This window comes from Mucilaginibacter sp., from assembly GCF_039921305.1.
Taxonomy (GTDB): Bacteria; Bacteroidota; Bacteroidia; order Sphingobacteriales; family Sphingobacteriaceae; genus Mucilaginibacter.
The window spans coordinates 144,415-155,779 of record NZ_JBDSCA010000012.1 but is presented as its reverse complement, the minus strand read 5'-3'; the positions used below and the strand labels follow the sequence as shown (position 1 = coordinate 155,779).

At 48.4% G+C, this 11,365-nt stretch carries 13 protein-coding genes; all 13 read left to right on the top strand.

Annotated features, from left to right (window positions below):
- The first annotated feature begins 666 nt into the window (after positions 1 to 666).
- The 13 genes from ABIN91_RS02690 to ABIN91_RS02630 all read left to right on the top strand — a co-directional run bounded on the left by ABIN91_RS02690 (position 667) and on the right by ABIN91_RS02630 (position 11,345).
- Positions 667 to 1,215 (top strand): helix-turn-helix transcriptional regulator, encoded by a 549-nt coding sequence (locus tag ABIN91_RS02690; protein ID WP_348048172.1) that lies wholly within the window; start codon positions 667 to 669, stop codon positions 1,213 to 1,215.
- A gap of 546 nt (positions 1,216 to 1,761) precedes the next feature.
- Positions 1,762 to 2,712 carry an RteC domain-containing protein gene (locus tag ABIN91_RS02685; protein WP_348048170.1) on the top strand — a complete coding sequence of 317 codons (951 nt, stop codon included), beginning with the start codon at positions 1,762 to 1,764 and terminating at the stop codon, positions 2,710 to 2,712.
- Positions 2,713 to 2,838: 126 nt separating this feature from the next.
- Positions 2,839 to 3,381 (top strand): hypothetical protein, encoded by a 543-nt coding sequence (locus ABIN91_RS02680; RefSeq protein WP_348048168.1) that lies wholly within the window; start codon positions 2,839 to 2,841, stop codon positions 3,379 to 3,381.
- A 101-nt stretch (positions 3,382 to 3,482) separates the two neighbouring features.
- A complete protein-coding gene (locus tag ABIN91_RS02675) occupies positions 3,483 to 3,827 on the top strand; it encodes a DUF4134 domain-containing protein (RefSeq protein WP_348048166.1) in 345 nt (114 codons plus the stop codon).
- Positions 3,828 to 3,935: 108 nt separating this feature from the next.
- Positions 3,936 to 4,283, top strand: coding sequence for a DUF4133 domain-containing protein (locus tag ABIN91_RS02670; protein ID WP_348048164.1), 348 nt, complete (start codon positions 3,936 to 3,938; stop codon positions 4,281 to 4,283).
- Positions 4,280 to 6,745, top strand: a complete 2,466-nt coding sequence (locus ABIN91_RS02665; RefSeq protein ID WP_348048162.1) for a TraG family conjugative transposon ATPase — start codon at positions 4,280 to 4,282, stop codon at positions 6,743 to 6,745. Before ABIN91_RS02670 ends, ABIN91_RS02665 begins: the two co-directional genes overlap by 4 nt.
- 18 nt (positions 6,746 to 6,763) lie before the next feature.
- Positions 6,764 to 7,141 (top strand): hypothetical protein, encoded by a 378-nt coding sequence (locus ABIN91_RS02660; RefSeq protein ID WP_348048160.1) that lies wholly within the window; start codon positions 6,764 to 6,766, stop codon positions 7,139 to 7,141.
- Between the two features lie 63 nt (positions 7,142 to 7,204).
- A complete protein-coding gene (locus ABIN91_RS02655) occupies positions 7,205 to 7,897 on the top strand; it encodes a conjugal transfer protein TraI (RefSeq protein ID WP_348048158.1) in 693 nt (230 codons plus the stop codon).
- The gene (locus ABIN91_RS02650) at positions 7,833 to 8,567 is read left to right on the top strand and encodes a hypothetical protein (RefSeq protein WP_348048156.1); all 735 of its coding nucleotides are present in this window, start codon (positions 7,833 to 7,835) and stop codon (positions 8,565 to 8,567) included. The genes ABIN91_RS02655 and ABIN91_RS02650 overlap by 65 nt, the downstream gene beginning before the upstream one ends.
- Positions 8,554 to 9,222, top strand: a complete 669-nt coding sequence (locus ABIN91_RS02645) for a TerB family tellurite resistance protein (RefSeq protein ID WP_348048154.1) — start codon at positions 8,554 to 8,556, stop codon at positions 9,220 to 9,222. Before ABIN91_RS02650 ends, ABIN91_RS02645 begins: the two co-directional genes overlap by 14 nt.
- Positions 9,223 to 9,231: 9 nt before the next feature.
- Complete coding sequence (traJ, locus tag ABIN91_RS02640) at positions 9,232 to 10,449, top strand: conjugative transposon protein TraJ (protein ID WP_348048152.1); 1,218 nt, start codon at positions 9,232 to 9,234, stop codon at positions 10,447 to 10,449.
- Between the two features lie 51 nt (positions 10,450 to 10,500).
- Positions 10,501 to 11,127: a conjugative transposon protein TraK gene (gene traK / locus ABIN91_RS02635; RefSeq protein ID WP_348048150.1), complete on the top strand. Its 627-nt coding sequence runs from the start codon at positions 10,501 to 10,503 to the stop codon at positions 11,125 to 11,127.
- Complete coding sequence (locus tag ABIN91_RS02630; RefSeq protein ID WP_348048148.1) at positions 11,124 to 11,345, top strand: hypothetical protein; 222 nt, start codon at positions 11,124 to 11,126, stop codon at positions 11,343 to 11,345. The genes traK and ABIN91_RS02630 overlap by 4 nt, the downstream gene beginning before the upstream one ends.
- Positions 11,346 to 11,365 lie beyond the last annotated feature (20 nt).

Sequence of the window (11,365 nt, the reverse complement as noted above, 5' to 3'; positions counted from 1 at the left end):
CAAAGCGTGGCCAATACTATGATGAGTAGCGTTTTTTGCATAATGAATGAGGGTTGAAAAAAACCGCGAACCGTATGTAAAATCAATTTAACACCCGGCGCACGGGTGGTTAGAAATCAGAAACATGCGCTGTGAAGCGCAATTAAAAAAGGGGAAGAAATACTAAATAGGAGCCTTGGGTTTTAGAGGAAAGAGCATTTGCTGGGGGCTGATACCTGGCGGTATTAACTGAACAGGTAATACACACAAGTGTTTCCTAATCCATCCAAAAGGGAAACCATTAATTAAAAATGTTGGTTGGGCTAGTTTCATTACTCTGCAGTTCAGTTTTGAAACCAACACTTACAGATAACTCCAAATAATAATGATGGGTTATCCCTTTATATGTCCATGAAGCCTGTAGGAGGGCTGGGTACACATACAAGAGGGGCCCATCATTATCAATTCAAAGATAACAAATGGGCACCAGTCTCCTGCAACCTGCGTACTCAGAAAGTTCCTACATTTTCATGAGCAAGTGTCAGTATTCTAAATGCCTATACTATTTTAACTTTCTATTACTTCATTCAGATAGTATTGTATTACAAGAACTAAGGTAATAAAGTGTTTTCATAAAAGCAAATAATATTCTTTAAAATGAACACACTATTGATACTCCATTTGTGAATGGATTTATCTGAAAATAATACAAATCTTTCAATACTAGTTGGCAGGAATGTGACCAGTTTAAGAACTCAGGCAAGTTTAACAATAGAGGGCTTAACTTTTGCACTCTCTATTTCCATCAGTTACACACTCATGATTGAAAGAGGAAAAGCAAACATATCGTCGAAATTAGCTACTAAAATCGCAAACCTATTTGGCATTGAGGTCGCACAAATATATTCAGCTAAAAAGATCAATTTAAAAGCACCACAGAGTATTTCACCCATTGAAAAATTTTATGATGAGAATAAACAAAATGCGAAGTTCTTCATCCATAGAAGGAACGAATATAGTGTTGCCAGTTTTGTCCGTAATATCTTGTTACTTGATCCCGTTATGAATAGTGAACATACGGTTGGCGAGATAAAGGAATATTGCGCCAAAAAATATAAACGAGAACTTGATAGTCAAGAATTGTCAAGAGAGATTCGACGTTTATTTTTAAAGAATATCCTGCAAAGAAGAGATAAATTTGGCAATGGCTCTGTTTACTTTTACTTTTCAAATTAGCGAATCCATCGCCTGATATTGGTAGGTTAGCAGTTAATTCAACTGATATCCCCGTACCTGAAGTACAGATAGCTTAGCAAAATCAAATAAGCAAGTATAAATAACCCGCCCACTATACCCATTACTTTTAGATAAATGGCTATTCCCGACCATTTTGTTGGGATTGCCTGATTTGATTCCTGCTTTCGTTTGAAATAGAGAACGACGGGTACGAGGGCGATGATACCTAAAATGATCAACGAGACGAAGCGCATGCGATGCAGCCAGTCTTGATGTGATCGGTTTTAATCCTATTGGCTTAAAATAGGTGTAGCTGTACTTCTCCGGTATGGCTTTTTTTGTATGCTAAGTGATTACACCTGTTTTGCCCGGTTAGGGGTTTGCACGTATTGCGGGTTAGTATAACTGTGCTGCACCTTTGGCTTTACCGATAAAAATAAAAGACTTCCTGCCTATGGTATAGACCTACGTTTTTCTGCTGATCGTTTTGATAGTTAAGCATCCCTTTCGGGGAGTCAGCGGGTTCATTTAAACCAATTTATACTTATGTTAGGAGAAGTTTGTGAGCAGGAGTTCCACTTGATGGAAACTGCGTTGGGAAAGATCAACATGGTGGGTACGCCCGCGGGCCGTTTTCAGGCGACTTTGGCGGTGATCCGCAAATCGCTTAGTTTTTTGTCTGATCATCTTTTGGAGCATCCGCTGGCTTCGGCGGAAGAAGAGATCGGGTATGGTAAGGTGCTTTTGCCTAAATTTTATGCCTGGTATATCTATCAACAGGAGTGGTATGCGCTGTTGTCTGCATTACCGGTGGCTACGCCGAAAAAGGTCCGCGCTTTCTGGCTGGATGAGCTGCGGACGGTCAGCCGTTTTCCTTCACGTTATGCTTTACATCATGCTTATTTCAAAATGGGCGGTACAGAGCTGGATGAGGTACTGTTTGTTCGTGGCGCGGAAGTGACTGACAGTTCGCTGGTGCCGGAGATACCGGAATATGATCCAATTTTTCCGACATCCTGTGGTTATTTGTTCGCGAAGTTCAGGGCTTATGAGATGTTATGCGCTGCTATTGTAGAGATATTGGCCGGTACACCGCAGCTGGTGCATGCGCCCGCGTCGGCCCGCAAACGGTCGAGGGAGATGCGCTGGACGGGTGATGCGATCAATTTGGTGGAACTGGGCTTTGGCATCTACGACACGAGGCAATTGAATGATGGTAATGCGAGCCTGACGGAGATCTTTGAGTGGATGGAAGAGGTGCTGCACATCCGGATCGGGCGGCCTGCCCGGAGGTTCGAAGAATTGGAAGGCCGGAAAAAGATCAGCCCGACGGATTACCTGGACCGGATGCGGCACGGGATCAATTTACGGATCGATAAGAAGAATACCTATGACCCGGAAGCGGAAGAAGAGAAGCGCAGGCGCAAGGAAAAGCGGGCGCAAGTAGCGGCCAGGATCAAAAAGGCGCGCGGCGGTGATGAGGGTAAAAAAGGTTGATTAATAGGGTATTGTATTTTTTGTTTGGGGACATCCTAACATCGTCCCCAAACAAAAAATGCGGTTCTAGTCACCTTTGATCCATCATCCCGGCACAATGCCGTACCGGGTTAAAACAAAATATTTATGTTACAAGCATTCACTTGGCAGTCTTTCCTGATTGCCGCGCTGATCTTCAGCCTGGTCTGGCTGCTGGTCGTCTCCTTGCTTTTTTACCGAAAGGAAGTATTTAAGTTTTTGTCGGGGAAAGCGCCGGATGTCGAGCCTCTGCCCCATGCCTGGCAGGAGGACTTTGAAGAAGAAGATCCGGATGACCTGATGGGTAAACCGACCGAACCCGAAGGGATCAGTGTTTTGGGCCAGCATGATTTTGGTTTTGCGCCGAGGATCGAAGCGGAAGAAACGGCTATTCCTACGGAAGCCGATGTAAATGAGCTCTTACAGACCGAGCTATTCGACCTGATGGAAGATGTCAAGCCTTTATTGGACGAAGAGGTATGGGATAAGACGGAGCTGATCGAAGCGGTCAACGAGCAGGTGCGTCGTTACCCAAGGCTGGCGGGCAGTTCCCTATTGGAAACTTTTTACCTAACGGTGGCCGAACAGGTCCGGGAATCTGATCACTTGGGCTTTGTCGTTACGGTCGCGGAGTTACAGGACGCGCTTTAATCGTTTTTGACAAGTAGGTCAGCTTTTGATTTTCAATCGCCTTCACGAGGGAAGGCCGCAAGGTGCGGCCCGGAAGGAAACGAAAACAAAAATGATCCTGCATGAAAAAGATCGGAAAAAAAGCAGGCCGGAAATTTCCGGCGAAAGGGTGGCTATTGTCACTCAGCCTATGTGTGTTGAATGTCCTTTGTTCGTTGTCGCTGTTCGCGCAGGACGGTTCGGCGGGGATCAACGAAGCGACCAATAAGGTCAAAGGTTATTTTGAATCAGGCTGTAACCTGATGTATGCCATCGGGGCGGTCGTCGGCTTGGTCGGCGCTGTGAAGGTCTTTAACAAGTGGAACGCCGGAGAGCCGGATACCAATAAAGTAGCGGCGGCCTGGTTCGGTAGCTGTATCTTCTTAGTGGTGGTAGCGACGGTGTTGAAATCGTTCTTCGGTATTTAATGCCACCTGATGAGTTTATTCATTCTTCTCTGCATAGGCAGGGAAGAGCATTATTAACATTTTAAATTAATTCTCCCCCTTCCGGGGGAGATCGAGAGGGGGCTGCTAATGAGTTCAGTATATGAGATCAATAAGGGCATTAACAAGCCGATAGAATTTCGAGGTTTATATGGTCAGTACATCGCCTGGCTGGCCGGGGGACTGGTGGTATTGCTGCTGTTATTTGTGGCTTTATACTTGTTAGGGGCGGGTTTGCTCGTGACGGTGCCGCTGGTATTTACCTTGGGTGGCGGGCTGATCTTTACGGTGTTCAGGCTATCAAAACGCTTTGGGGTGCATGGCCTGGGTAAGTTCTTTGCCAGGCGTGGTCTGCCTGATTATGTCAAGTTTCGTTCGAGGCGCACATTTACGGCTTTGAAAGTGATCCGGGGAAATGCGGAAAGGCAGGCCGGATGATCCCTATCGAAAAAATATTGCCCATCTGGAAGGTGGAGAACGGGACGATGATCTCGATGCAGGGTGACCGGACCATTGGTTACGAGGTGGTGCTGCCGGAGTTCGGTACGCAATCGGGTGCCGATTTTGAGGCGGGGCACCAGGGTTTCGTGAAAGCGATGCGGGTGTTCCTGCCGGGAACGGTCTTTCATAAGATGGACTGGTTCACGAAGTCAAAAGTGGAAGTTAATACGGCGCGTGCGCAGGAAAGTTTATTGGGGGCGGCTTCCGAACGGCATTTCGCGGGCAGGCCTTACCTGGATCACCGCTGTTATATATTTTTGACCTTGCAGCCTGCCGGGAGGAAGCTATCCAGTTCGGCTTATGCCAATATCCTGCGCAAGTCTATCGCGCCGGTGGAGCCGAAAGATGAGCGTTTGTTCCAGAACTTTATGGCCACCTGCGGGCAGTTCGAGCGCATCTTGTCGGACAGTGGTTTGTTTTCCCTGAAGCGTTTATCGGATGATGAGTTGGCGGGTACGGCGAATAAGGCCGGGATCATTGAGCAGTATTTATTCCTGTTAAAGCCGGGACAGCAGCCGGTGATCCGGGATATTCATATTAAGGACGAGATCCGGGTCGGTGACCAGCAAGTGGAACTGTATACGCTGGCCGATGCGGAAGACCTGCCCGCGCTTTGCGGGAGCCGGATCGACTTTGACAAGTATTCGACGGACCGGACGAAGTACAGCATCGGTTTCGCTTCACCTTTGGGCCAGTTGCTGAACTGTAACCATATTTATAACCAGTTCGTGTTTATCGGCGATGCGCAAAAAACGATCAAGGGCCTGGAAGCAAAAAAATTACGCTTACAATCGCTATCCGCTTACTCCCGGGAGAATGCGATCTCGCGGGATGCCTGTAACGATTTTTTGAACGAGGCGATCGCGCAGCAGCGTTTGCCCGTCAAGGCCCACTTCAATGTATTGGCCTGGTCGGACAAGGCGGAGGAAAGGGCGGAACTCAAGAACCTGGTGGGTTCGGCAATGGCGCAAATGGATGCGGTTTGCAAGCAGGAGACGGATGGCGCGCCGCAGGTTTGGTACGCGGGCATGCCGGGAAACGAGGCGGACTTTCCGATGAACGACACTTTTGATACGTTCGCGGAACAGGCGACCTGTTTTTTTAACCTGGAAGGGATGAGCCGTTCGGATGGTTCGGGCCTGCGTTTAGGTGACCGGAGTTACGGCAGGCCGGTATATATTGACCTGTTCAATGCGCCGATGAAGTCGGGTTTGATCACGAACCGCAATTTATTTGTCTGCGGCAGTAGCGGGGCCGGTAAAAGCCTGGCGATGAACCACCTCTTGCGCGGCTTGTACGATGAAGGCACACATTGCGTGACCATCGATATCGGGGGCAGCTATAAGGGTTTATGTGATGCGGTAGACGGGTATTACTTTACCTATACGGAAGATAACCCGATCCGTTTCAATCCTTTTTATATCGGTGCCGATGACGTATTGGACGTGGAGAAGAAGGAAAGCCTGAAGACCTTGCTGCTGGCGCTCTGGAAGAAGGACAGCGATAACTATACCCGTTCGGAATATGTGGCGATCTCCGGTGCCATTAATTTATACTACGGGCATTTGGCAGCGAACCCTGACGTATTTCCCGGATTCAACTCTTTCTATGAGTTCCTGCTATCCGAATATATGGAGGTCTTGCAAAATGGGGATGTCAAGGAGAAGGATTTTGACGTGGGTAATTTCGTGTATGTCTTAAACCCTTATTACAAGGGTGGGGAGTTTGATTATTTGCTGAACGCGACGGAGAACCTGGACTTGCTGAATGAACGCTTTATCGTTTTCGAGCTGGATAATATCAAATCGCATGAGATCCTTTTCCCGGTAGTGACCATCATTATTATGGAAATGTTCATTTCCAAGATGCGGAAGCTGAAAGGGAAGCGTAAGATCCTGGCGATAGATGAGGCCTGGGTGGCGATAGCGAAGTCGGGTATGGCACATTTCATTAAGTTTTTGTACAAGACGATCCGCAAGTTCAATGGTATCGCCGCACTTATTACCCAGGAGGTGGAAGATCTGATCAGTTCACCGATCATCAAGGAAACGGTCATTAACCTGTCCGATACCAAACTGCTATTGGATATGCGCAAATTCATGAACAAGTTCGACCAGATCCAGCAGGTATTGGGGCTTTCGGATAAGGCCAAGACGATGCTGCTTTCGCTGAACAAGGCCAATGAATCGGGTAAGAATTACCGGGAGATCTTTGTGGATCAGGGCGGGCAAAGCATGCACGTTTACCGAAACGAGCTTTGTTTAGAAGAATACCTGACCTATACCACCGAGGAAAAGGAGAAACTAAAGGTAACGGAATATGCCGGGCGATCCGGCGGTATCCACCCTGGCATCGCTGCCCTCGCTGCGGACATCCGAAGCGGTAAAACTGTATTGTAAATCTAAAAAAAAAGTCAAATGAAAAAGCAAATCAATTTATTAACCATGCTCTTGGTTATACCCGCTCTGTCGCTCTATTCATGCGAAAACGTTCATTTTGCCGACGGTCGTACCGGGACTTATGTGAATGACGCAAGCAGCGGGTTCAGCATCGCGCATGATACGCTGGTCGTGGAACAAGGCCGGGGTAATACCTGGTTATTGCACCGGAAGACCGGGTTTCAAATGATCGTTAACGGTAAACCGGGCAGGCACCTATACGAGACCGAGGAATGCACGGCAACAGCCGACCCGAACACGGGTGTGTTGACCGAAAGCCGGAACGAAAAGGTGATCGAATTCCCGGATCAGAACAGCATGACCGTAGGTAAACGACTTTACCGGCGGTTGAATTAACCGATTATCAACCAGTAAGCGCCTGCACTTTTTTTCGCAGGCGCTTATACAACAGCTCATTTTATGAATAAAAAATTAAGAACCTATATGGTGGCCCTGCCGCTTAGTGCCATGACGATCCTGGTCGCGCTGCCCTCGGGGGCGAATGCGCAGGTCATCATCGCCGAGGTGATCAAGGCCGCCATTAAAAAGGTCATCAAGGCCATCGACCTGAAGATCCAGCGGTTGCAGAACAATACGATCTGGTTGCAGAACGCTCAGAAAGTGGTAGAGAACCAGTTGTCCAAGTTTAAACTGGACGAGATCTCGGACTGGACGGAGAAACAGCGGAAGTTATACGCGACCTATTACGACGAACTGGTCAAGGTCAAAGCCATGATCGCGACCTACCAGCGGATCAAAGACCTGGCCGAGACACAGACCGCCATCGTGAAGGATTACAACTGGGCGATGGGCCTGTTCGGGAAGGACAAGCATTTTACGCCGGATGAACTCACGCACATGGAAAGCGTCTATAAAGGTATCCTGGAAGAAAGTATCAAAAACCTTGACCAGGTGTTTATCGTGGTCAATTCTTTTAAAACGCAAATGACGGATGCCAAAAGGCTGGAACTGATCAATGCCGCCGCGAAAAAGATGGAGGCCAATTACAGCGATCTCCGGGAGTTCAATAACCAGAATATCACGCTGAGTGTCCAGCGCGCACGGTCACAACTGGAAGTTAAACAAGTCAAGCAAATGTATGGGATCAATTAAAGCAGCGTTCATAACGCAAAAGAGAAAGTGGAAAGCATTGATCTGTAATGTATTGTGCTTTTGGCTATGTGCTTGCAGTGTTAAGACCGTTCAGGCGCAGACATTTTCCGAGTGGTGGAACCAGAAAAGTACGCAGAAGAAATACCTAGTGCAGCAGATCGCGGCCTTGCAGGTCTATATCGCATTCCTGGAGAAGGGCTATCAGGTGGTCAATACCGGCCTGAATACCGTTAAGGATATCACCAACGGGGAATTTCATTTGCATGATGCCTATATCAGTTCGCTCAAAAAGGTCAACCCGGTGATCCGCGATGACAAACGTATCAGCGAGATCCTGGCCATGCGGGAATATATCGGTGAGGCTTTTGCCAAGATCAAAAACAACCCGCTTTTATCCGTTGAACAGAACACCTACATCGCTTCGGTCAGGGAAAAAGTACTGGCGGAATGTGAGGCCGATATAAACGAATTGCTCCTGGTGATCACCTCCGGTAAGGTCGAAATGACGGACGATGAACGGATCAAAAGGCTGAATAAGGTGTACCTGGCCATGCAGGATAAGACCGCGTTCACCCAGCATTTCTGTAACCAGGTAGCGATCCTGATCCAGCAACGCACAGAAGAGCAAGAAGGTATTAAACAGCAAAGGAGGTACTATGAAAATAATTAGCAAAAGAAAGCCCTCCCTTCCGGGGAGAGTTCGGATGGGGCTACTCTGCTTTGGGCTTTTAGCTTTCAGCATCAGGCCTGCCGCCGCTCAATCCGATGAGGTGCAGCAATTGCTCTTGAACGTGGAGAAACTCGCACAGTTCAAAAGCATCCTCTCGGATATGAAGAAAGGCTATAACATTTTAAGTACGGGCTATAATTCTGTCAAGAACATTGCGCAGGGGAATTTTACCTTACATGAAGGCTTTATCGATGGTTTATGGCTGGTCAGCCCGGAGGTGCGGAAATACGGAAGGATCACGGACATCATCAACAAGGAATCCGCTTTGCTCTCCGAATATAGGTCGGCTTATGGCCGGTTCAATTCCAACGGGAACTTTACCCCATCCGAGCTGAATTACCTGGCGAAGGTATACGGCCAGCTGTTGAAGGGAAGTGCTGCCAATATGGATCAGCTGACGATGGTGATCACCGAGAACCAGCTGCGAATGTCCGATGATGAGCGCTTGCAGGCCATAGACCGCATTTATGCCGATACGGACGACAAACTGGTTTTCCTGCGTTCCTTCAACCGGCAAACGAGTGTGCTGGACCTACAGCGGCAGCGGGAAAAAAGCGACATCGCAGGCACTAAACAATGGTATAACCTTAAGTAATCAATATTTATGAAAGAAAAATTCGAAATGCTTTTCAAAAGCTCGCCCATCAGGAGGCTGGGGGTCTTATGCTTTTTGCTCTTGTTCCCCATGATCTCCCATGCCGAGGGCATCGCCGATTCTATCGGCGGGATGCAGCCGATACTGGACAACGTGTATAACGAGATGATCCCGCTTTGCGCTAAGCTCATTGGTGTGGCGCAGGGATTGGCGGGTTTCGGGGCTTTATGGTATATCGCTTCCCGCGTGTGGCGGCAGATCGCCAATGCCGAACCGATAGATTTCTATCCTTTATTGCGGCCCTTCGCTTTGGGGATGGCGATCATGAGTTTTCAAACCCTGGTCATCCCGGTGATGAATGGGGTATTGCAACCCGTGGTCTCGGCGACGGCAGGTATGGTCAGCAGTTCAAATGACGCGGTGGCGGCCTTGCTGAAAAAGAAGGAGGAAGCGGTCAAAAAGAGCGAGCAATGGCAAATGTATGTTGGTGAGACCGGTAGCGGCGACTCGAATAAATGGTACGCCTATACGCACCCTAAAGACCCGCAACGCGAAGATGAAGGCATGTTCGAGGGTATCGGCAATGACATCAAGTTCTGGGCCGATAAGAATTATTATAATTTCCGGAACTCGATCAAAGAATGGCTATCGGAGGTCTTGCAGGTCTTGTTCGCCGCTGCCGCGCTTTGTATCAATACCATCCGGACCTTTTACCTGATCGTGCTCGCCATCCTGGGGCCGCTGGTGTTCGGTTTCGCGGTCTTTGACGGTTTCCAGCAGACCTTATCCGTTTGGCTGGCCAGGTACGTCAACGTCTTTATGTGGCTACCTGTGGCTAATATTTTCAGCGCGATCCTGGGTAAGATCCAGGAGAACATGCTGAAGATAGACATCAATCAGATCGGGCAACAGGGCGATACCTTCTTCTCCGTCAACGATAGCGCGTACATGATCTTTATGGTCATTGGTATCGTGGGCTATTTCACGGTACCTAACGTGGCGGGCTATATCGTTAATGCCGGGGGCGGAAACGCCTTGCTGCAAAAGGTAACGGCGATCGTTTCCGATACGACCTCGACCACGGCGCAATACGGCAAAGCGGGCGGCGCGGCATTGGGTTCGCGCATGGCCAGGGGTGCATCCAATATCGCCCACTTACCGGGTCATATCGCCGAGGGTTACCGGGGCGGCAGCGAACACCAAAAGGAAAAATTAGCGGGCAAATAACAGCAATAGAATGATAACCAATAAACATTCCCCTTTGGAGGTAGGGGCTTTATGTTCAAACAACTCAGAAATATCGACACGGCCTTTCAGCATATCAAAAGGTTCAGCCTTTTCTTGATCCTGGCCAATGTGCTGATCGTCTGCTTTTGCATCTGGAAAAGCTACAGCATCGTTGACCAGGCGCAGAACCGGGTACACATCCTGTACAACGGCAAGGTACTGGAAGCGCTGGCATCCGACCGGAAGCTAAATTTGCCGGTAGAGCTCAGGGATCATATCAAGACCTTTCACCAGTATTTTTTCAGTTTGTCGCCGGATGAAAAAGCGATCCAGGCGGGGATCACGAAAGCCTTGTATTTGGCGGATGAAAGCGCTAAACGTGCCTATGATAACTTGCGCGAACAGGGGTATTATAACAACATGATCTCGGCAAATATATCGCAGGACATTATGGTAGACAGTATCAAGGTCGATGTGAATAGCTACCCTTATCCTTTTACCTGTTATGCGACGGAGAAACTGGTACGTTCCACCAGTACGGTATTCCGCAAACTGGTGACGCGCGGCGAGGTCAGGGATATGAAGACGCAGAGCGATAATAATCCGCACGGCTTCCTGATCCAGCATTGGGAAACCCTGGTCAATACGGACGTTGACCCTAAAGCGATCACGCCATGAGTCTATTTAAAAAGCGGCAACAGGTACTGAGCCCGAAGCAGGAACAGATGGCGGGTAAAATAGCCGGTGGTATTTTGCTGGGCCAACGGAAAGCGGCGGATTACCTGAACCAGAAAATGGCCCATTTATCCGGAAAAGCAAGGCTTGGCCTGTTGATCGGGTTCTGCGCGGCCTTTGGCTGTTATTTCCTGTTCCTGCTGATCCGGGCATTTCAATAATGATTTATTCACCATTTAAG